This window comes from Tropicimonas omnivorans (genome assembly GCF_031846565.1).
In the GTDB taxonomy this organism is placed as follows: domain Bacteria; phylum Pseudomonadota; class Alphaproteobacteria; order Rhodobacterales; family Rhodobacteraceae; genus Tropicimonas_B; species Tropicimonas_B omnivorans.
The window spans coordinates 979244-999006 of sequence record NZ_JAVRHL010000001.1 but is presented as its reverse complement, the minus strand read 5'-3'; the positions used below and the strand labels follow the sequence as shown (position 1 = coordinate 999006).

The following is a 19763-nucleotide window of genomic DNA, read 5'->3' as shown; positions in this document are numbered from 1 at the left end:
CGACGCGGCCGCGGCCTACTCCGCCGCGACCGGATTCTCCCGCCAGTAATTCGCGGCCTTGTAGCTGTCGGACGGCAGGCCGAGCCGGTCGAAGGTCGCCCGCGCCTCGGCCACCACACCCGCCTCGGCGGCAAAGAACGCGAAGCCTTCGCCGTCCGGCAGCGCCAGGCCCTTGAGATATTGCGACAGGGACTGGCCCTTCGCGGTGTGGAGCCACGTCGTATCGAGCGTGGCCTCCGTTTCGAATACCTGCTCCTCCGCCGCGTCCACGACCTCGATCACGGCCATGACGCGAGCGCCGCGCGGCAGCTCCTCGATGCGGCGCGCGATGGCGGGAAGCGCGGTCGCATCGCCCATGAGCAGGTGCCAGTCGGCCTCCCCCTCGACAAGAAACGAGCCACGCGGACCGCCGATGCCGAGCACGTCCCCCGGCTCGGCGCGCATCGCCCAATCGGACGCGACACCCCCCTCATGGACGACGAAATCGATGACGAGTTCCTGCCGCACCGGGTCATGGGCGCGCGGCGTATAGTCCCGCGCCGGGGGCATCCCGTCCGGCCAGCTCAGCTTTCCATCCTCGCGCACGGGCTCCGGCAGAGCCTTACCCGGCTCGGGGAAGATACATTTGACGTGATCGTCGAAGCCTGGGGAGGTGAACCCTTCGAGCGCCGTCCCGTGCAGCACGATCCGCGTCATTCGGGGCGTGATGCGTGTGTTGGACAGGACGGACAGGCGGCGGAACTCGACCTCGTGGCGTACGCGGCGGGTGGTGACGGGCATGGAAGATCTCGGTCAATTGGGCGCGCACCGTCGTCCCGGAACGTCTGTTCCCCTGGAAGACCGGCTGGTGCGATCCCGCATTGGATCGCCGGGTGGCTCTGACGCGCCATGGTCGTGGGGCGCTCCTAGCATGGCAAAAGCCGCCCGGAAAGGCAGAGCCGGAGCGCCCGGCGGCCGGCCTCGCGCATGGCGTGTTTTCCGCTCAGGCCGCGCAGATTCGGCAACCCGTCCTCAACCTTCCACCAGACCGCATACACGACCAGATCGGGAGGCCGAGATCGAAGGCAATTTCAGCTCAGCTTCATCAGCTCAGCTTCGACAGCTTGAATTAAATCTCAGCGGTTAACCAAGCGGCAAAGATTTGAGTGCCAGAACGCCCCCGGCGCACGGGACCCGTGCGCCTGTTCCGCTCTCATCGGGGGATGACTTGCCGTGACGATGCACGACGCAGCGCTTGATGTCTTCGCAGCTTCAGCCCTCGGGGGCGGGCGAGACCGCTCCCGAGGGCGGGCGCTCCCTCCGGCCTGTCCCCGGCCGGACGGCGCTTCGGCCGCGCGTCTCTATCCAGCCCTCGGCAAGCGCGCCCTCGACCTTGCCCTCGCCTTGCTGATGCTGCCGATCCTGGCGCCGCTCATCGTGCTGCTCTGGGCGCTCGTGCGGGCGGACGGAGGGGCAGGCTTCTTCGGGCAGAGCCGAATCGGCCGGGGCGGCCGGACCTTTCGGTGCTGGAAACTGCGGACGATGGTCCCCGATGCCGAGGCGGCGCTCGCCCGGATGCTCGCCACGGATCCCGGCCGGGCCGCCGAGTGGGCGCGTTTCCAGAAGCTGGCGCGCGATCCCCGGATCACCCCTGTCGGGCGCATCCTGAGAGCGACCTCCCTCGATGAGCTGCCTCAGATCTGGAACGTGATCCGGGGGGACATGAGCCTCGTCGGCCCCCGCCCGTTCCTCCCGGCGCAGGCGCCGCTCTACCGGGACGCCGGCGGGCGCGGCTATTTCGACCTGCGCCCCGGCATCACCGGGCCGTGGCAGGTGGAAGGGCGCGGGAAGACCGCATTTGCCGACCGCGCGGCCTTCGACAATGTCTATGCCGCAAGGCCGACATTGCGCCTCGACCTTCTGTACCTCGCCCGGACGGCGAAGGTGCTGGCGCGCCGGACCGGCCAGTAGCCTCCGCGACCAGACACGGCATCGCCATTTGCCCCGGCGCCTCTAGATGGAAGGACGACGCGACACTGACAGGAGGCTCAAGATGACACTTCCCGTGGACCTGACCTGGTTCGGACAATCCGCCGTGCGGCTCGATTTCGACGGAGCCGTCGTGCTGATCGACCCCTTCATCACCGATGCGCCGCAATATGACGGGACGCTGGAGGCGGCGATGGAGGGCTGCACCCATGTCCTGCTGACCCACGGCCATCAGGATCACATCGGCAATACCAAGGAGATCATCGATGCGACCGGCGCCGAGCTCGTCGCGGGCTTCGAGGTCTGCAACTACATCGGGGCGAAGAACGTCAATCCGGGAAATATCGGCGGCAAGCTCGATTGCGGCGCGTTCACCGTCGCGTTCACGCAGGCCTTCCACTCCTCCGGCCTCGTGGGCAAGGACAGCTCGGTCTATCTCGGCAACCCCATGGGCCTCGTCGTGACGCCGAAGAACGGCCCGTCGATCTACCACATGGGCGACACCGACATCTTCGGCGACATGGCCCTGATCGAGGAGCTGCATGCTCCCGAGATCGGCATCGTCCCCATCGGCGACCGCTTCACCATGGGCGGCCGCGTCGCCGCGCTGGCCTGCCAACGCTACTTCAACTTCCGCAAGGTGCTACCGGTGCATTTCGGCACGTTCCCGATCCTCGACCAGACGCCGGACAAGTTCATCGACGCGCTCGGGCCGAACGGGCCGGAGGTTCTGACCCCGACGGGCGGCGAGCGGATCAAGCTGAGCTGAGGGTGAGGGGCGCGCCGGTCTCGGGCGGCATGGGTCTTTGCGCCGGCGCCCCGCCGGGCTAGGTCGTCTGGCATCCGCTGTTTCAACGAAGAGGGACGAGAATGCGACGCAAGATGGCCGCCGGGAACTGGAAGATGAACGGAACCGCGGAGGCGCTCGGCGAGGTGGACAAGCTGCTCGCGGCGCACCCCGCTCCGAGCTGCGACGTCCTGATCTGCCCGCCCGCGACGCTGCTGCACCGCCTGTCGGACCGCCTCCAGGGAAGCGCCGTCCGGGCTGGCGGCCAGGATTGTCATGCCGCGGAGACCGGTGCGCATACCGGCGACGTCTCCGCCGCGATGCTCAGGGATGCCGGCGCCACCCACGTGATCCTCGGCCATTCCGAGCGCCGCTCGGACCACGGCGAGGCCGACGACACCGTGCGCGCCAAGACGGAAGCCGCGCTCGGGGCGGACCTCGTCGCCATCGTTTGCGTCGGTGAGACCGAAGCTCAGCGGGATGCGGGCGAGACCCTCGGCGTGATCTCCACGCAGCTCAAGGGATCGATCCCGGACGGCGCGAGCGGCGAGACGCTCGTCGTCGCCTACGAGCCGGTCTGGGCCATCGGCACCGGCCGCACTCCGACGCTCGATCAGATCGCCGAGGTGCACGACGCGATCCGCGCGGAGCTGTCCGAACGCTTCGGCGCCGAGGCGGCGGACGCGGTGCGCCTGCTCTACGGCGGCTCCGTGAAGCCGGCGAACGCGGAGGAGATCTTCGGAGTTTCCAACGTGGACGGCGCCCTCGTCGGTGGCGCGAGCCTCAAGGCGGACGATTTCGGCGGCATCATCGCCGCCCTCGACGCAAGCTGACACCGGATCAGCACCCGGCCGGGGGCTTCGGGAGAAAGTGAGGGGCGGGCGCTTGCGAAAGGGCGCGCGCCCCGGCTAGCAGATCACCCATGAAGCGCATCTCCCAGTCCCCCGCCGATCCGGCCTTCGTGGCCGACCCCTACCCCTTCTACGAGCGTGCCCGCGCGCTCGGCGAGATCGTCTTCTGGGAAGAATACGGCATGCCCGTCGCCACGACGATGGCGGCGGCGCAGGCGGTCCTCAAGGACAGGAGGATGGGACGGGAAGCGCCGGTGGCGCCGCAGGTTCCCGAGCATCTGACGGACTTCTATGCCGTCGAGGCGCATTCGATGCTGGAACTGGAGCCGCCGCGGCATACGCGCCTCCGGGGCCTCGTCCTGCGGGCCTTTACCAGCCGGGAGATCAAGGGGCGCGAGGGGGAGATCCGGGAGGTCGCGGCGCGGCTCGCAAACGATTTCCCCGAAGGTCCGTTCGACCTCGTGAGCGCGTTCGCGCAGCCTTTGCCCGTCCTCGTCATCGCCAGGCTCCTCGGCGTTCCGGAAGCGCGGGCCGACGATCTGCTGCGCTGGTCGAACGCGATGGTCGGGATGTACCAGGCGGGACGCAGCCGGGCGGACGAGGATGCGGCCAACGAGGCGGCGCGGGAGTTCGCGGGCTGGCTCGGCGAGATCATCGCCGAGCGGCGGAAGACCCCCGGAGAAAGCCTGATCGACCGGCTCATCGCAGCGGAGGAGGAAGGCGAGCGTCTGACCGGGGAAGAGCTCGTCACCACGATCATCCTTCTGCTCAATGCCGGTCACGAAGCGACCGTGCATTCCATCGGCAACGGCGTGCGCGCGATCCTCGAGCATGGTGCGGCGGAGGCGGCGCGGACGGCCCCGGCCTCACTGGCCGAGGAAGTCCTGCGCTACGATCCGCCGCTGCACCTCTTCACACGGCATGTCTATGAAGACGTGGAGGTCGCCGGCATCACGCTCGAGAAGGGCACGCAGATGGCGGCGCTCCTTGCTTCGGCGAACCGCGATCCGGCGGTCTTCGACCGTCCCGAGCGGTTCGACCCGAGCCGGGTGGTCGGTCAGACGGCGGCGTTCGGGTCTGGCATCCATTTCTGCGTCGGAGCGCCACTGGCCCGGCTGGAGCTCGGGATCGCCTTCGAGACCCTCTGCGCCCGCTGGCCGGAGCTGCGGCTCGCCGCCGAACCCGAGATCGCACCCATCTACCATTTCCGCGGACTGAAGCGGCTGACGGTCGAGCGTTAATCCTCGGACAGCGGCAGCGCGGTGGTCGCCTTGATCTCTTCCATCGACAATAGCGCCGTCACGCTCTGCACGCGGACTTCCGAGATGAGCGCCTGATAGAACCGATCGTAGGCCCGGGCATTCGCGACCCGGACCTTGAGGATGTAGTCGATATCGCCCGCAAGCCGGTGCGCCTCCATCACCTCCTCCCGGACCTGAAGCGCTTCGAGAAAGCGGCGCTGCCACTCCGCGTCATGCTCGGACGTGCGGATCAGGACGAAGAAGCACGCTTCCAGACCGAGGGCTTCGGGATCGAGGATCACGGTCTGGTAGCGGATCACGCCCGCATCCTTCAACTTGCGGATGCGGTTCCAGACCGGCGTCTTGGACGAGCCGATATTCCTCGCGATCTCGTCGAGCGACTGGCTCGCATCGCTTTGCAGTTCCGCGAGAATTTTCCGATCCGTGGCGTCGATCCGGACAGACATCCGCGATTCCTCCATTTGCTGGAACAGCTGCCGCTCTTGGAGAGGCTGATAAAACGTATGTTCTTATCTTTCTGCCGCGCTGGCAAGTTGGCGGGACAAAATTCTATATCATGAGCCAAGCGACCAGAATCCCCGAGGGAGCGAGACATGCGCCATTTTCCGATCTTCGTCGATCTCGCCGGCCGGCGCGTGGTGCTTGCCGGTGGCGGCGAGGCTGCCCTGGCGAAGCTACGGCTGATCCTCAAGACCGAGGCTCATGTCACGGTGTTCGCCGCGGAGCCGGCCCGCGAGATCGAGGATTGGGCCGCGGAGGGCCGGCTTCGCCTCGTTCGGCGGCGGCAGGAGCCGGGAGACGCACTCTGCGCCGCCCTGTTCTATGCCGGCAACGACGACGAGGCCGAGGATGCACGCGGTGCCGCGCTCGCCCGTGCCGACGGGGCGCGGGTCAACATGGTGGACAACCTCGGAGGCTCCGACTTCATCACGCCCGCCATCGTGGACCGTGACCCGGTGACCGTGGCAATCGGCACGGAGGGCGCAGCTCCGGTGCTGGCCCGCGCGATCAAGACGGACCTCGAGGAGCGTCTGCCGTCGCGGCTCGGCCTTCTGGCGCGGATCGGCAAGGCGTTCCGGCCCGAGGTCGAGGCGCTGCCCTTCGGCCGGGCGCGCCGGGACTTCTGGTCGGACTACTATTTCACCGCCGGGCCCGAGGCCGCGACGGGCGGCGAGACTGCGATCAAGGGGGCGCTCTCTGCGCTTCTGTCGCGTCACAAGGCGCGCGCCGCCGCGCCGGGCCGCGTCGAGTTCGTCGGCGCAGGCCCCGGCGATCCGGAGCTTCTGACGATGAAGGCCCGCCGGGCGCTCGACACGGCAGACGTCATCATCCACGACCGCCTCGTCTCCCCCGACATTCTCGAACTCGCCCGCAGGGAAGCCCTGCTCATTTCCGCCGGGAAGGAGGGGTTCGGTCCCTCCGTCACGCAGGCCGAGATCGATGCGGCCATCGTCGCCCATGCACGGGCCGGCTCGCGCGTGGTGCGTCTGAAAGCAGGCGATCCGGCGGTGTTCGGCCGCCTAGAGGAGGAGATCCTCGCCGTGGAGAAAGCCGGGGTGGACTGGTCCGTCGTGCCCGGCATCACGGCCGCATCGGCCGCTGCCGCGCAGATCGGGCAGAGCCTGACTGCGCGGGGGCGGAACTCCGAGCTGCGTCTCGTCACCGGCCACGACATGGACGGCTTTGCCGAGAACGACTGGCACGCACTGGCCCGCCCCGGCACGGTCGCTGGGATCTACATGGGCAAGCGCGCCGCGCGCTTCCTGCAGGGGCGGCTCCTGATGCATGGCGCCGATCCCGCGACGCCAGTGGCCATCGTCGAGAATGCCTCCCGCCCGGAATGCAGGATCGTCACCGCCCGCCTCGGCACCCTCGCCGCCAACCTGGAGGCCGCTTCCCTTGCCGGCCCCGCCGTCCTTCTCCTCGGGCTCGCGCCGCGGGAGGCGCAGGCCGCCGCTGCGCGCATCGACACCCGGATCCAGCAGATGGAGCACGCCTGATGCCCCCCCGCTCCTTTTCACCCAAGGTCGTGACCGCCAACCGCCTGCTCGAGGGCGATGCCGTCTGGCTCACCCCGTCAGGGCGCTGGTCCCCCGACATGCGGGAGGCTGACCTGATCGAGGATGAAAGCCGCGCGGCGCAGAGCCTCGCCGAGGCCGAGAGCCAGTCGGGCCTCGTCGTCGGCGCCTACCTTGCCGATGCGAAGGCCGGCCCCGACGGGCCCGAACCCACCCATTTCCGCGAGGCCTTCCGGGCCCGCGGACCCTCCAATTACCGCCTCGGCAAGCAGGCCGAACTGACCGCGGGCTGAGCCGGACGCTTTCGTCGCAGCCGAGCTTCTGCAGCCAGGGAACAAGGACGCCACCCACATGTATCGCTACCAGGACTTCGACCGCGCCTTCCTCGCGGAACGCAACGCCCAGTTCCGCGCGCAGGTGGAGCGGCGCATCGACGGCTCGCTGACCGAGGACGAATTCAAGCCGCTGCGCCTGATGAACGGGCTCTACCTCCAGCTCCACGCCTACATGCTGCGCGTCGCGATCCCCTACGGCTCGCTGAGGTCGGCGCAGATGCGGCAGCTTGCGATGATTTCCGAGCGGTGGGACCGGGGCTACGGCCATTTCACAACGCGCCAGAACATCCAGTACAACTGGCCCGAGCTGCGCGACGTGCCCGACATGCTCGATGCGCTGGCCGAGGTCGGGATGCACGCGATCCAGACATCGGGCAACACGGTGCGCAACGTGACGGCTGACCACTTTGCCGGCGCCGCCGCCGACGAGGTCGCCGACCCCCGGCCCTATGCCGAGCTTTTGCGCCAATGGTCCACGGACCACCCGGAATTCCAGTTCCTGCCGCGCAAGTTCAAGATCGCCGTGACCGGCGCCGAGGCGGACCGCGCCGTGATCCGGGCCCACGACATCGGCCTGCAACTGGTCGAGAAGGACGGCGAGATCGGCTTCCGTGTGCTCGTCGGCGGTGGCCTCGGACGCACGCCGGTGATCGGCAAGGTCATCACGGACTTCGTCTCCGAAGCGGAGCTCTTGCCCTATGTCGAGGCGATCCTGAACGTCTACAACCGGTTCGGCCGGCGGGACAACAAGTACAAGGCCCGCATCAAGATCACGGTGAACGAGGAAGGGATCGACAAGATCCGCGACGAGGTCGACGCCGTCTTCGAGCGGACACGGAACGAGTTCACCGGCTTCGGCGACGTCCTCGATCGGATCAAGGCGGACTTCGCCCCGCCCGCACTGGACGAAGGCCGCGAGACGCAGGCCTACAGTGATGCCTACGAACAAAGCCCCGTCTTCCGATCCTGGGCCGATACCAACCTCACCGCGCACCGCGACGCGGACCATGTCATCGTCACGATCAGCCTCAAGGCGCATGGCGCAACGCCGGGCGATGCGACGGCCGATCAGATGCGGCTAATGGCGGAGTTGGCGGAACGCTACGGCCATGACGAGCTGCGCATCTCCCACGAGCAGAACGTGATCCTGCCGCATGTCCATCGCGCGGATCTTCCGCAGGTCCATGCACGGCTCTCCGAGGCCGGTCTCGGCACCGCCAATGTCGGCCTCGCATCGGACATCATCGCCTGCCCCGGCATGGATTACTGCGCGCTCGCCACGGCCCGCTCGATCCCCATCGCGCAGGAGATCGCGACGCGGGTCGACGAACTGAAGATCGAGCACGAGGTCGGACACGTCCAGATCAAGATCTCGGGCTGCATCAATGCCTGCGGCCATCACCACGTCGGGCATATCGGCATCCTCGGCCTCGATCGCGCCGGGGTGGAGAACTACCAGATCACGATCGGAGGGGCGGCGGGCAGCGATGCCGCCCTCGGCACCCGCACAGGCCCCGGCTTCCCGGCCGAGGAGATCGTGCCCGCGATCGAGCGGATCCTGACCACGTATCTTGACCTTCGCTGCGATGCAGCGGAGACGTTCATCGAGGCCTATCGCAGGGTCGGCATGGCCCCGTTCAAGACCGCGCTCTATGACAAGGAGCAGAACCGTGATGCCGCTTGATACGTCCCATGGCCAGTCTCCGGCCGGCACGGGGGAGACGCGGCCGGCCGAGTTCCGCGCCCGCCGCCTGAACGAACGGGTCGGCGAGGGTGACACCGGGGCGCTCCTCGATACGGTTCTCGGCTCCCCCCTCTCCGGCAAGCTCGCCGTCGTCTCCTCCTTCGGAGCGGATTCGGTGGCTCTGCTGCATCTCGTGGCCGAGCGGCGTCCGGACACGCCCGTCCTCTTCATCGAGACGCGGATGCTCTTCCCCGAGACGATGGACTACCAGACGGAGGTGGCACGCTCGCTCGGACTCACCGATATCCGCGTGATCCGGGCGACGCATACCGATCTCGCCGCCCACGACCCCGACGGCACGCTCCACCGTTCGAACCCCGACGCCTGCTGCGCCCTGCGCAAGACGATCCCGCTGGATCGCGCGCTCGAGGGCTTCGACACCTGGATCACCGGTCGCAAGCGGTTCCAGACCTCGGCCCGCGCGAACCTGCCCCGGATCGAGACCGAGGGGCCGCGCGTGAAGGTCAATCCGCTGGCGGACTGGACGCCGGAGGAGGTTCGCGGTCATATCGCGGAGGCCGGCCTTCCGCCGCATCCGCTGGTCGCCCAAGGCTACCCCTCCATCGGCTGCGTGCCATGCACGTCCCGCGTCGCACCGGGGGAGGATACCCGCGCCGGGCGCTGGCGCGGCAGCGACAAGGACGAATGCGGCATCCACTTCATCGACGGCAAGGCGGTCCGCAGTCCGAAGCGGGAGACAGTATCATGAGCAACATCATCGTGACCGATCGCGGCTTCGGCGATGACGACTTCACCGGCGCCTTCGCCGATCCCGAGGCGGGAGACATCTCGCACGCCGCCGGCGACGCCCTCGCGCTCGGCCCCGAGACCGATCCCGCGAGCCTGTCCGGCAAGCTGGACGGCGTGACGATGATCCGCGTCGCCTTCCCGTCATTCTCCGACGGGCGCGGCTTCTCCATCGCCCGCGCCCTGCGCCGCATGGGCTACGAGGGACGCCTGCGTGCCTATGGCCACGTGATCGCGGACCAGTACGCGATGGCCCGGCGCTGCGGCTTTGACGAGGTGGAGATCGCACCGGAGCTCGCCGCGCGCCAGCCGCAGGAGCAATGGCTTGCCCGCGCGAAGAACTGGCGTCAGAACGACTACCGCGCCCGCCTCGCCGGGTGACATCCGGGACGCCAGCGACCGCCAGCGACCCATCGCCCCCTTTCCGAATCAGCTCTTGCCGGGCATCCCAGCCCCCAGAGAGGACATGACATGACCGAGCACAGCCCGATGACCACCGCCCCGGCGACGCCCGCCGGACCCGCCCTGCCCGATGCGCAGACCGTCACGAAGGTCACGCACTGGACGGATCAGCTCTTCAGCTTCCGCGTGACCCGGCCCAAGAGCCTGCGGTTCCGGTCGGGCGAATTCGTGATGATCGGCCTGATGGGCGAGCCCGATCCCAAGACCGGACGTCAGAAACCGCTCCTGCGCGCCTATTCCATCGCCTCCCCCTCCTGGGACGACGAACTGGAATTCTACTCGATCAAGGTGCAGGATGGCCCGCTGACCTCCCGCCTCCAGCACATCCAGCCCGGCGACCAGATCATCCTTCGGCCCAAGCCCGTGGGCACGCTCGTTCACGACGCGCTCCTGCCCGGCAAACGGCTGTGGTTCTTCTCCACCGGCACGGGCATCGCGCCCTTCGCCTCGCTCCTGCGCGATCCGGAAACGTGGGAGCTCTATGACCGCGTGATCCTGACCCATACCTGCCGGGAGACGGCGGACCTCGAATATGGCCGCCAGCTCGTCGAGAGCCTCGAAAACGACCCGCTGATCGGGGAACTGGTGGACGGCAAGCTCGACTACTACCCGACGACCACGCAGGAAGAGAGCGCAAAGCGCGGCCGAATCACGGACCTGCTGCGGTCGGGCGAAGTGTTCGCCGATCTCGGCATCGAGGGCATTTCTCCCCAGACGGACCGTGCCATGGTCTGCGGCTCCATGGGCCTCAATCTCGACATCAAGGAGATCCTCGAAGGCTACGGCCTGCACGAGGGTGCGAATTCCGAGCCGGCGGAATACGTCGTCGAAAAGGCGTTCGTGGGCTGAGACCCTGCGGCGGCGGCCCTTACTGGCCGGTCGCCTCCGCATCCATTCCGGCAGGGGCATCCTCGGTCAGGGCGCCCTCCTGCGGCAGGTCGGACGGCTCCTCGGTCGAGATCGCCGCCTCCTCGCCAGAGGTGAGCCAGAGGAAGACGCCGAGCCCCAGCGCGACAACGACGATGATGATGGCAACAGTCCGGGTCATGCCCTCTCCTTGCGTGCTGGCGGCCGCTCCTTCGCGACTTAGCACGCGGTCCGGCTTGCGAAAAGCGCGCCCTGCCCCGTCCCGCCCCAGGCGAACGCCGGGATCCGGATAGCGGCGGCTTGATAAACGGCCAATCGACCGCTATATTTGACATTGATTTTTTCTGGCGAACGAAGGAAGAACGTTATAGCCCGCAGACCTCACAACGCGCCCCCGACGCGCGACACCGGCCCCCGAGTCAACGACCGCGTCCGTGCCAACGAAATCCGCCTGATCGGCCCCGAGGGGCAGAACGTCGGCGTCACGACGCCCGACCGTGCCTTGGAACTGGCGCAGCAGGTCGGACTCGATCTCGTGGAAATCTCCCCGAACGCGACGCCGCCGGTCTGCAAGATCATGGACTACGGCAAGTTCAAGTACGAACAGCAGAAACGCGAGTCCGAGGCGAAGAAGAAGCAGCGTACGATCGAGGTGAAGGAGGTGAAGTTCCGCCCCAACACCGACACGCACGATTACGACGTGAAGATGAAGAACGTCGTGCGCTTCCTCGAGGGCGGTGACAAGGTGAAGGTCACCCTGCGCTTCCGCGGCCGCGAGATGGCCCACCAGAACCTCGGACGTGAGCTTCTGGAACGGGTCGCCGCGGATACCACGGAGATCGGCAAGGTCGAGAACATGCCGAAGATGGAAGGCCGCCAGATGGTCATGATGATCGGCCCCGTGAAGTAACGGCGGCCCTCATCGACACGCCGACACAGGCCCCGCAGATCGCTGCGGGGCCTTTTTTCGTCGTTCTTCTGAACAGGAGGAGGCGCCGGGCGGCACGGAGGCGCGTCCTACGCCCCCTCGGCGAAGGCCCGGGCGAGGGCGGCGAATCCTTCGATGGAAACGCGCTCCGCCCTCTCGGTCGGAGGTATTCCGGCGGCTTCGAGAAGCGGCATCGGATCCCTTCCGAGGGATTTGAGCGAGGCCCGCAGCATCTTCCGCCGCTGACCGAACGCCGCCGCGACGACGCGTTCCATCGCCTTCGCCGGCGCCGGCGCGAGCGGCGTGGGCCGGGGCCTCAGATGAACGACGGCCGACCGGACCTTGGGCGGCGGGGTGAACGCCTCGGGCGGCAGCGTCAGCGCGATCCGCGCCTCGCTCCGCCATCCCGCCAGCACCGCGAGACGCCCGTACGGGCCCTCCCCCGGCTCGGCCACGATGCGCTCGGCGACCTCCTTCTGGAACATCAGCGTCAGCGAGCTCCAGTAGGGCGGCCAGCTCTGCGGCGAGAGCCAGCGCACCAGAAGCTCGGTGCCGACATTGTACGGCAGGTTCGCCACGACGTGGATCGCCCCCCCGAGCCGCGCCACCGGATCGACTTCCAGCGCATCGCCATGGAAGATCTCGAGCCGGCCGGGATAGGCCGCCGACACCTCCTCGAGGGCCGGCAGGCATCGCGCATCCTTCTCGACCGCGAGGACACGGCCGGCCCCTTCCGCGAGCAATCCGCGGGTCAGCCCCCCCGGCCCCGGCCCGACCTCGAGCACCGACGCGTCCGACAGGTCCCCCGGCACGCGGGCGATCCGGGCGGTGAGGTTGAGGTCCAGAAGGAAGTTCTGCCCCAAGGCCTTGCGCGCCGTCAGCCCATGGGAGCGGATCACTTCGCGCAGGGGCGGCAGACCGTCGATCGCGCTCACGCGGCCCGCTCCCGGCCCTCGGCACGCGGCAGCGCGCGGATGCTCCGTCCTGCGAAAGAGAGCCGCTCCGCAGGCTTCATCTTTCCCGAAATACCCCCGCCGGAGGCGGTCCAGCGCGCTGTCATCGCGCGCGCGCCCCGGCCATCCGCGCGGCCAGGTCGAGGGCGGCCACGAGGCTCGCCGGATCCGCAATTCCCTTGCCCGCAATGTCGAACGCGGTGCCGTGGTCCGGTGAGGTGCGAATGAATGGCAGGCCGAGGGTGACGTTGACGCCGCCGGCGAAGTCGATGGTCTTGACGGGGATCAGGGCCTGGTCGTGGTACATCGTGACGGCCGCATCGTATCCCTTGCGGGCCGAGGCGTGGAACATCGTGTCCCCCGGCATCGGCCCGATCAGGCTCAGACCTTCGCTGCGCAGGGCCTCGAGGACGGGGATGATGATCTCGATCTCCTCGCGCCCCATGGCACCGCCCTCGCCGGCATGGGGGTTCAGCCCCGCGACGGCGATCCGGGGGGCGGTGAGACCGAAATCGCGGCGGAGGGCATTGTGCAGGATGCGGATCGTGTCCGTCAGTAGCTCGGGCGTCAGGGCCGCGGGGACGTCGGCGATGGGAATGTGGATCGTCGCCGGGACCGCGCGAAGACCCTCGCAAGCCAGCATCATCACGACGCGATCCACGCCGCCGAGGGCCGCGAGGTACTCGGTGTGGCCGGGATAGGCGAAGGCCGCGCCATCCTGCAGCGCCTTCTTGTTGATCGGGCCGGTGACGATTCCGGAGGCCGCGCCGTCCATGGTCAGCTGCACCGCACGGGCGATCACGGCGATCACCTCGGCCGCGTTGGCCGAGCTCGGCGCGCCTGGCACGGCGGGATCCGGGAAGGCGTGGGGCATGACCGGCAGCGCCGAGGCGGAAACGCGAAGCGCATCCTCCGGCGCGTCGATCTCCCGCACGGGCGTTCCCCGCGGCAGGTGTCCGGGATCACCGAGCCAGGCAAAGGGCTGCCGCGCACCGAGGCGGGCCCAGGCCGCGGCCGCGATTTCGGGGCCGATGCCGGCAGGTTCGCCGCATGTCAGGACAAGGGGCAGGAGTTCCGTCATCGGGAGGGCCGCCGTCGATCAGGGGTAGCGGATGATGGCTTCGTCGCGCAGCTCGGCGAGATAGTTGTCCGCCAGCCGTCCGAGGGAGCGGTCGGTGAGCTGGGCGCGCACGCCGTCGCGGTCCACGTCGGCCATGCCGGCCTCGATACGCTGGCACAGCATCAGGAAGACGAGGTTCTGTCCATCGGTGAGGTTTACCGAAATTTCGTTCTCGTCGAGCTTCGCGAGTTCCACAGCAATCCCCTGCGGCACCTGCGCAACGGGCTGCGCCTCGGTCACGGCAAGGCGGGCATCCGGCTGGCCGCGGTTGACGGCATAGAGGTCGTCGCATGTATCGACGCTTTGCGCGACGCGAGCGGCCTCGGCCAGCGCGGTCTGGCTGCGGCCGCCGGGGATGAGATACTGCATGTAGCTCACCTGGACGTTCTCCCCCGCCGGAACGCCGGTTTCGGTCAGCTGGCGAAGCTGGAAGAGCGCGATGGCGTTCGGGATCTGGATGGGCGTGCTCACCTCGCCGGGCCGGAGCGACAGGATCTGCTGGCGAAGTGCGCCGGGCAGTTCGCCCAGGGGCACGGAGCGCGGGATGCGGCCGCCATTGGCGCGGCTGCCGGCGGCGGAATACTCACGTGCGGCCTGGGCGAAGGCGCCCTCGGAGCGGATGTTCTGTATCTGCGCGGCCAGTTGCTGGGAGCGGGCGGCCTCTTGGGCGTTGCGCGCGGGCAGGATGATCTCGGAGATCTGAACCTCGGCGGACCCCGTCCGGGACGTCATCGACATCGCCTGGTCGACATCGGCATCCTCGATATCGACGCGACCGGCGAACCGGCGCCGCACGACCTCGCGCCATGCAAGGCCGGCCGCCACGAAGTCCCGGAATGTCTCGGGCGAGACGCCGGCGGCCTGGATCTGCTGCAGGAACTGGTCGGCGTTCAGGTTGGCCCGCCCGGCGAACTCCTCCATGCCTGCGCGGATCTGGTCGGGCGATATCTCGATGCCCTGGCGCTCGGCGGCGATGAGCTGGAGGCGATCGTTGATCAGCGCGTCGAGCGCGACCTGCCTCAGATCGCCGGGCGTACTGAAGAGCTCGAGGATCCGCATCCGCTGCTGCAGCTCGTACTGCGTCACCGGGCGGTCGTTCACGATGACGACGGGGGAGAACTGGCCTTGCGCCTCCACCGGTGCGGGCTGGGCAAGGCCGACGAGGCCGGCCAGCGCCGCCACTGCCAGAAGACGCGTTCCGCGCCCGATGCTGCCGATGAACTGGCTGCCCATGCCGCCCCCCAAATTGATCAGCCGGGCCCGGGCCCGGTCGCGTTCGCCAATCTCTAGGCGCTCGCCCCGCCTCCGGCAACCCGGCAGCCGCTCACCTCATCGCGTGCAGGCGCGCCGGCGCGGCCGGTCGGCGCGGTCGGTGCCGCCGAACCCCGCCAGAGAGACGCCGAATTCCACGTCCGTCGTGGGGCGGATGGCGTCCGAGCTGGTGAAGCGGCGGCGCACGCCGAGATCCACCGTGACGCAATCCGTCTTGTATTCGAGGGCGACGCGCGCGGAGGCGGCGCGGTCGACCTGCATGTCGTAGCGCACGTCGACGCCCGTCTTCCAGCGCTCGGTGGCCTGGTAATCCGCCGAGACGGTCCACTCCTTGTTGGTCATCGTCCGGTTTTCGATCAGGCTCGGCTTCATCCAGATATAGGTCGCCGAGAGGTCCAGATCCGGCCGCGTCCAGTCGAGCCGCGCCTCGTGGCGGGTGAACTCGAAGCCGTCATCGAACAGGGCGCGATTGGTGAGGCGGAACCCCTCCGGCAAGGCGAGCTGCGTGGCCGCGAGCCAGTCCGAGCGGGTATCCTCGAGGATGTCGTAACCGTCGAACTGCCCCGTATCCTCGGCGCGGACGATCCGCCCGGCAGTGACCCCGAAGGACCAGCCGGCAGGATCGTAGCGCGTCCATGTCAGGCCGAGATTGGCGCGCAGGCCCCGCTCGATCCGGTCGGCCGCCGGGTAGCGGGAAAAGGCGAACAGGTTGCCCTCGTCCAGCTCGAGCTGCGTGCTCTCGTCCTGCGGCGTGTCCCCCTCGCTCTCCTCCGGAGTGTAGACGATCTGGGCGACCGGCTCGAGGACCTGCCCTGCGCCGGCAGATCCCGTCCGCACCATCGGCCAGCGCAGTTCGACCGCGGCGGCCGGCGTGAAGCGGGTGATGTCCTCGTCGAAGGCGCTGTCCTCGGCGACCGTGGTATGGTCGAAGCGCAGACGCGTTTCGGCGGAGAGCAAGATGCCAGCGGGCCCGACCCAGCCGCGGTTCCAGTCGCCGATCGCGGAGATGCGGCCGACGTCGCGGCCTATGCCGTCATCGTTGGATCGGCGCTCATGGCCATGCGCGGCGAGGGTGAAGGCGCCGGTCCCGCCGATCAGCGCGGGCTCGAAGCGTCGCGTCGCGCGGGCATCTCCGACGATGTAGGGCTGGGTCTCGTTGTCCTCCGAGGAGCGCAGCGATTCATAGGCGATGATCTCGGCGGAGAGATACTCGTCCCGCGCCACGCGTGTCAGGACGACGGCGCTGTCGAGACGGTCCTTGCCGGAATAGTCGTAATCCACGAGATACGCGTCGTCCGAGGTGGTCTCGATATCGAAGCTCAGCGTCAGGTCCCGCGGCAGGGAGAACTCCCCGCTGCCGAAGAGATAGCCGCGGTTGCCATCGACGATGTCGTCCCGCGTGATGGCCCCGTTAAGCAGAAGATCCCCGTTCCTGAAGGCCTGCCTGTAGCGCAGTTCCAGCGTCCGCGTGCGGTTGGCGGAGACGTAGGGCGTGACGGTCAGGTCCTTCGAGGCGCCGATCGGGATGAAGTAGGGCAACTTCACGCCGAAGCCGAGCTGGTCCGTCGAGCGGAATTCGGGCGTCAGGAAGCCCCGGGCGCGCTCCACGCTCGGATCGGGAAGGCGCAGGCGGGGGATGTAGGCCACGGGCAGGCCGACGATTTCGAAGCGGGCATTCTCGAAGTAGAGCTGCCGCTCCTCTTCGTCATGGATCACCCGCCCGGCCCGGATCGCCCAGAGCGGAACGGGGTTCGAGGGGAAGACCTCGCAGGCGCTGACCACGGTCTTGGTGAGCTGGGTGTAGCGACCGTCGACGCGGTTGATCTCCGCGGCGGCAAGCTGGAGCTGCTCGTCGAGGACGAGACGGGCGGAGCGCAAAAGCCCGTTGCGCAGATCCGTCGACAGCTCCGCCTCATCGGCGAGGATGACGCTCTCTGCCCCCTCGGTCAGCAGGATCGGCCCGTCGATCTGCAACGTCTCAAGCCCTGCATCGTAGACGATGCGGCGGGCCGTGAGCCGCGCATCTCCCTGGATCACCTCGATGTTGCCGGTGGCGACGAGGCGGTTGTCTCCGGCGATCTCCACCCGGTCGGCGACGAGGGTCGCCGTCTCGGCGAACTGCGCGGAGAGGGGCTGGACGAGAAGGGTCGCGCCGATGAGCGCGGCGAGAAGGGCGCGGCGCATCACCCGTCCTCCATGTGGAATATGAGACCAAGCGCCAAAAGCACCGCCGCGGAGGGAGGCGCCCAGACGGCGAGCGCAACGGGGATCTGGCCATTCTCCCCCAGCACGTTGGCGAAATTGCGGATGAAGAAGGCGCCGAAGCCGAGAAGCAGCGCGAAAAGAACCATCAGACCGGTCCGGCCAAACCGGGTATGCCGCATCGTGAACCCCGCCCCTATCAGGACCATCGCCGCAAGGAACAGCGGCATGGCCAGCTCCGTCTGGAACCAGATGCGGTGCGACCGGGCGGAAAAGCCGGCATCGTTCAGGTTGGCGATGAAGGCCGGTAGCTCCCAGATCGGGATCGAGGAGGGGTCACCGAAGCTGTCCCGGATCTGATCGCCGGTGAGCGTCGAGGGTACGTCCAGGACCTCCACGAGTTCGGCGGCCCGTTCGGGGTTCGCGGCATCCAGCGGCCAGGTCTTGGCGTCCGTCAGCGTCCAGCCATCGAGACCGAGACGGGCGGTTTTCGCCTCGGTCCGGGTGGCGGGATGCCCCTCCGGCCCGAAGGCGAGAAAGGTCACGCCGTAAAGCTCGGTGCCGTCCAGATTGGCGCGGGCGGCGCGGATCACGGTCTGCCCCTCCGGCCCGCCCTGCCTGAGCCACAGCCCCTCGCGGGAGACGGAGAGAACCTGCCCGCCATCACCGGACAGGGCCTCCGCATGAAGCTCGTATTGCTGTTTCGTGGCCGCGACGATGGGGTTCATCACCGTGATGCCGAGCGCGCCGATGACCATTGCGGTCAGCACCGGGGCGATCAGCGCCCGCATCGCCGAGCGGCCCGCGCCTCGGATGACGACGAGTTCGGACGTGCGCGCAAGGCCGAGGAAAAGCGCGAGCGTGGCGAGGATCACCACGAGGGGCAGCATCCCGTAGAGCGATTCCGGCATCGCAAGGAGCGCCAGTCGCAGCGCTCCGCCGACGCCGATATCGTCGCCTTCGAACCGGCGCATCTGCTCCACCGTGTCCATCAGGGCCAGAAGGCCCGCGAAGACGGCGAAGATGCCGAGGAAGGTCGTCGCGAACCGGCGCGCGAAATAGAGATGCAGTTTCATGCCGGCGCCACCCCGGGGCGTTTCGGCCGCCGCCGGAAGATCGACGAGCGCCCGCCGAGCGCCAGCATGATCGCGGCTGCCGCGAAGCCGGCGGCGGGCGGTGCATAGACCGCGGGCCAGGCGGAGGCGTCCCGCCTTGCGACGTCCGCGGCGGCATTCTCGCCGATCTGGTAGAGCACGATCAGGACCACGGCGAGGCCGATCTGGCGCCAGACGCCGAAGCGGGAGAACCCTCCCAGCATCAGCGCCGAATAGCCCAGGAGCGCGGCGATCAGGGGCGTGAAGGGCGCGACCATGCGAAGATGCCCCTCGTAGCGGAAATCGGCGACGTCCCTGCGCGCAGCGGCCAGGTCCGCCTCTGACGGGGCGAAGAGCGACGTCGTCGGAAATTCGCGCACGTCCCGCCGGCTGGAGCCACCGCCGTCCATCAGGGTCGAGACGTCGTAGGCGAAATCCTCGAACCGCGTGACCCTGAGGCGTCCGGTCGCCTCGTCGAGCGTCTGTGCCTGCCCGTCGAACATGACGAGGCGCGGCCGATCCTCCTCCGACCGGGCGAGATACGCGCGCTCCGCGAGATAGACCGTGCCCTGCCCCTCGTCCCGCGCATCGGACAGGAACACGTCCCGAAGCTCGGCATCGGGCGTGATCTCGCGGACGTAGAACGTGATCCCGTCGGCGGGGTGCAGGAACTGTCCCTCCTTGAGCAGACGTGCGGTGACGTTGGCCGCGATCTCGTCCTCCCGCTCGGAAAGCTGCGTCCGGCTCGCCGGCACCAGAACATGGACGAGCACCGCCATCAGGAGCGCCACCAGAAGGCCGAACGCCATTACCGCCCGGGCCATCCGCGCCGGCGAGAGGCCCGTCGCCTGCGCCACGACGAGTTCGCTCTCGGTCGTCAGCCGGTTGGTGACATAGACCGCCGCGACGAAGGCGGAGATCGGCAGGACGAGGCGGATCACGTTCGGCAGGGTCAGGATCGTGAAGGTCAGGAAGGTTCCGGAAGACTGGCCGTCCGCGATCAGCTGGTCGAACAGGATGACGGCACGGTTGATCCAGTACACGGAGACGAGCACGAGGGAGAAGAACCCCCACAGCACCATGAGCTGCGACAGGACATATCTGTCGAATCTCGCCAAGCCCATCTGCCCCTCTCGCGTTTTCCATCCGGCTT

At 68.3% G+C, this 19763-nt stretch carries 20 protein-coding genes; 11 read left to right on the top strand and 9 right to left on the bottom strand.

Annotated features, from left to right (window positions below):
• Window positions 1–15 precede the first annotated feature (15 nt).
• Window positions 16–780 carry a siderophore-interacting protein gene (locus RM543_RS04760; RefSeq protein WP_311689735.1) on the bottom strand — a complete coding sequence of 255 codons (765 nt, stop codon included), beginning with the start codon at window positions 778–780 and terminating at the stop codon, window positions 16–18.
• Between the two features lie 438 nt (window positions 781–1218).
• Here RM543_RS04760 and RM543_RS04755 point away from each other — a divergent pair, with 438 nt between their 5' ends.
• From RM543_RS04755 to RM543_RS04740, 4 genes are all read left to right on the top strand, one after another.
• Complete coding sequence (locus RM543_RS04755) at window positions 1219–1950, top strand: sugar transferase (protein ID WP_311689866.1); 732 nt, start codon at window positions 1219–1221, stop codon at window positions 1948–1950.
• An 82-nt stretch (window positions 1951–2032) separates the two neighbouring features.
• A complete protein-coding gene (locus tag RM543_RS04750) occupies window positions 2033–2737 on the top strand; it encodes a metal-dependent hydrolase (RefSeq protein ID WP_311689734.1) in 705 nt (234 codons plus the stop codon).
• Window positions 2738–2838: 101 nt separating this feature from the next.
• Window positions 2839–3588: a triose-phosphate isomerase gene (tpiA, locus tag RM543_RS04745; protein ID WP_311689733.1), complete on the top strand. Its 750-nt coding sequence runs from the start codon at window positions 2839–2841 to the stop codon at window positions 3586–3588.
• 89 nt (window positions 3589–3677) lie between these two features.
• Window positions 3678–4847, top strand: coding sequence for a cytochrome P450 (locus RM543_RS04740; protein ID WP_311689732.1), 1170 nt, complete (start codon window positions 3678–3680; stop codon window positions 4845–4847).
• Here RM543_RS04740 and RM543_RS04735 read toward each other — a convergent pair.
• Window positions 4844–5314 carry an Lrp/AsnC family transcriptional regulator gene (locus tag RM543_RS04735; RefSeq protein WP_311689731.1) on the bottom strand — a complete coding sequence of 157 codons (471 nt, stop codon included), beginning with the start codon at window positions 5312–5314 and terminating at the stop codon, window positions 4844–4846. The genes RM543_RS04740 and RM543_RS04735 overlap by 4 nt on opposite strands.
• Window positions 5315–5461: 147 nt before the next feature.
• Here RM543_RS04735 and cysG point away from each other — a divergent pair, with 147 nt between their 5' ends.
• The 6 genes from cysG (at window position 5462) to RM543_RS04705 (ending at window position 11023) form a co-directional block, all read left to right on the top strand.
• Window positions 5462–6868: a siroheme synthase CysG gene (cysG, locus tag RM543_RS04730; protein ID WP_311689730.1), complete on the top strand. Its 1407-nt coding sequence runs from the start codon at window positions 5462–5464 to the stop codon at window positions 6866–6868.
• Window positions 6868–7179 carry a DUF2849 domain-containing protein gene (locus tag RM543_RS04725; protein WP_311689729.1) on the top strand — a complete coding sequence of 104 codons (312 nt, stop codon included), beginning with the start codon at window positions 6868–6870 and terminating at the stop codon, window positions 7177–7179. The genes cysG and RM543_RS04725 overlap by 1 nt, the downstream gene beginning before the upstream one ends.
• A gap of 58 nt (window positions 7180–7237) precedes the next feature.
• Window positions 7238–8905, top strand: a complete 1668-nt coding sequence (locus RM543_RS04720; RefSeq protein ID WP_311689728.1) for a nitrite/sulfite reductase — start codon at window positions 7238–7240, stop codon at window positions 8903–8905.
• A complete protein-coding gene (locus RM543_RS04715; RefSeq protein WP_311689727.1) occupies window positions 8895–9674 on the top strand; it encodes a phosphoadenylyl-sulfate reductase in 780 nt (259 codons plus the stop codon). Before RM543_RS04720 ends, RM543_RS04715 begins: the two co-directional genes overlap by 11 nt.
• Complete coding sequence (locus tag RM543_RS04710; RefSeq protein WP_311689726.1) at window positions 9671–10093, top strand: DUF934 domain-containing protein; 423 nt, start codon at window positions 9671–9673, stop codon at window positions 10091–10093. The genes RM543_RS04715 and RM543_RS04710 overlap by 4 nt, the downstream gene beginning before the upstream one ends.
• Before the next feature lie 90 nt (window positions 10094–10183).
• Window positions 10184–11023: a ferredoxin--NADP reductase gene (locus RM543_RS04705; protein ID WP_311689725.1), complete on the top strand. Its 840-nt coding sequence runs from the start codon at window positions 10184–10186 to the stop codon at window positions 11021–11023.
• Window positions 11024–11042: 19 nt separating this feature from the next.
• Here RM543_RS04705 and RM543_RS04700 read toward each other — a convergent pair whose 3' ends face one another.
• Window positions 11043–11222 (bottom strand): hypothetical protein, encoded by a 180-nt coding sequence (locus RM543_RS04700; protein WP_116087343.1) that lies wholly within the window; start codon window positions 11220–11222, stop codon window positions 11043–11045.
• Window positions 11223–11369: 147 nt separating this feature from the next.
• Here RM543_RS04700 and infC point away from each other — a divergent pair, with 147 nt between their 5' ends.
• Window positions 11370–11951 carry a translation initiation factor IF-3 gene (infC, locus tag RM543_RS04695; RefSeq protein ID WP_311689724.1) on the top strand — a complete coding sequence of 194 codons (582 nt, stop codon included), beginning with the start codon at window positions 11370–11372 and terminating at the stop codon, window positions 11949–11951.
• A gap of 107 nt (window positions 11952–12058) precedes the next feature.
• On the opposite strand, the gene rsmA is transcribed toward infC, so the two are convergent.
• The 6 genes from rsmA to lptF all read right to left on the bottom strand — a co-directional run bounded on the left by rsmA (window position 12059) and on the right by lptF (window position 19728).
• A complete protein-coding gene (rsmA, locus tag RM543_RS04690) occupies window positions 12059–12904 on the bottom strand; it encodes a 16S rRNA (adenine(1518)-N(6)/adenine(1519)-N(6))-dimethyltransferase RsmA (RefSeq protein ID WP_311689723.1) in 846 nt (281 codons plus the stop codon).
• Between the two features lie 121 nt (window positions 12905–13025).
• Window positions 13026–14003 carry a 4-hydroxythreonine-4-phosphate dehydrogenase PdxA gene (gene pdxA, locus RM543_RS04685; RefSeq protein ID WP_311689722.1) on the bottom strand — a complete coding sequence of 326 codons (978 nt, stop codon included), beginning with the start codon at window positions 14001–14003 and terminating at the stop codon, window positions 13026–13028.
• Window positions 14004–14021: 18 nt separating this feature from the next.
• A complete protein-coding gene (locus RM543_RS04680) occupies window positions 14022–15275 on the bottom strand; it encodes a peptidylprolyl isomerase (protein ID WP_311689721.1) in 1254 nt (417 codons plus the stop codon).
• 96 nt (window positions 15276–15371) lie between these two features.
• Window positions 15372–17498: an LPS-assembly protein LptD gene (locus tag RM543_RS04675; RefSeq protein ID WP_311689720.1), complete on the bottom strand. Its 2127-nt coding sequence runs from the start codon at window positions 17496–17498 to the stop codon at window positions 15372–15374.
• On the bottom strand, window positions 17498–18592 hold the full coding sequence (gene lptG / locus RM543_RS04670) for an LPS export ABC transporter permease LptG (protein ID WP_311689719.1): 1095 nt from the start codon (window positions 18590–18592) through the stop codon (window positions 17498–17500). Before lptG ends, RM543_RS04675 begins: the two co-directional genes overlap by 1 nt.
• Window positions 18589–19728, bottom strand: a complete 1140-nt coding sequence (gene lptF / locus RM543_RS04665) for an LPS export ABC transporter permease LptF (RefSeq protein ID WP_311689718.1) — start codon at window positions 19726–19728, stop codon at window positions 18589–18591. Before lptF ends, lptG begins: the two co-directional genes overlap by 4 nt.
• Window positions 19729–19763: the final 35 nt, after the last annotated feature.

What these genes read in the sequence shown, in the direction of transcription:
- RM543_RS04700 (WP_116087343.1), bottom strand. Translation starts at nt 11,222, where the DNA reads ATGACCCGGACTGTTGCCATCATCATCGTCGTTGTCGCGCTGGGGCTC.
- RM543_RS04715 (WP_311689727.1), top strand. Translation starts at nt 8,895, where the DNA reads ATGCCGCTTGATACGTCCCATGGCCAGTCTCCGGCCGGCACGGGGGAG.
- RM543_RS04705 (WP_311689725.1), top strand. Translation starts at nt 10,184, where the DNA reads ATGACCGAGCACAGCCCGATGACCACCGCCCCGGCGACGCCCGCCGGA.
- RM543_RS04675 (WP_311689720.1), bottom strand. Translation starts at nt 17,498, where the DNA reads ATGCGCCGCGCCCTTCTCGCCGCGCTCATCGGCGCGACCCTTCTCGTC.
- RM543_RS04755 (WP_311689866.1), top strand. Translation starts at nt 1,219, where the DNA reads ATGCACGACGCAGCGCTTGATGTCTTCGCAGCTTCAGCCCTCGGGGGC.
- RM543_RS04740 (WP_311689732.1), top strand. Translation starts at nt 3,678, where the DNA reads ATGAAGCGCATCTCCCAGTCCCCCGCCGATCCGGCCTTCGTGGCCGAC.
- cysG (WP_311689730.1), top strand. Translation starts at nt 5,462, where the DNA reads ATGCGCCATTTTCCGATCTTCGTCGATCTCGCCGGCCGGCGCGTGGTG.
- RM543_RS04720 (WP_311689728.1), top strand. Translation starts at nt 7,238, where the DNA reads ATGTATCGCTACCAGGACTTCGACCGCGCCTTCCTCGCGGAACGCAAC.
- RM543_RS04735 (WP_311689731.1), bottom strand. Translation starts at nt 5,314, where the DNA reads ATGTCTGTCCGGATCGACGCCACGGATCGGAAAATTCTCGCGGAACTG.
- pdxA (WP_311689722.1), bottom strand. Translation starts at nt 14,003, where the DNA reads ATGACGGAACTCCTGCCCCTTGTCCTGACATGCGGCGAACCTGCCGGC.
- lptG (WP_311689719.1), bottom strand. Translation starts at nt 18,592, where the DNA reads ATGAAACTGCATCTCTATTTCGCGCGCCGGTTCGCGACGACCTTCCTC.
- RM543_RS04710 (WP_311689726.1), top strand. Translation starts at nt 9,671, where the DNA reads ATGAGCAACATCATCGTGACCGATCGCGGCTTCGGCGATGACGACTTC.
- RM543_RS04725 (WP_311689729.1), top strand. Translation starts at nt 6,868, where the DNA reads ATGCCCCCCCGCTCCTTTTCACCCAAGGTCGTGACCGCCAACCGCCTG.
- RM543_RS04680 (WP_311689721.1), bottom strand. Translation starts at nt 15,275, where the DNA reads ATGGGCAGCCAGTTCATCGGCAGCATCGGGCGCGGAACGCGTCTTCTG.
- RM543_RS04750 (WP_311689734.1), top strand. Translation starts at nt 2,033, where the DNA reads ATGACACTTCCCGTGGACCTGACCTGGTTCGGACAATCCGCCGTGCGG.
- RM543_RS04760 (WP_311689735.1), bottom strand. Translation starts at nt 780, where the DNA reads ATGCCCGTCACCACCCGCCGCGTACGCCACGAGGTCGAGTTCCGCCGC.
- tpiA (WP_311689733.1), top strand. Translation starts at nt 2,839, where the DNA reads ATGCGACGCAAGATGGCCGCCGGGAACTGGAAGATGAACGGAACCGCG.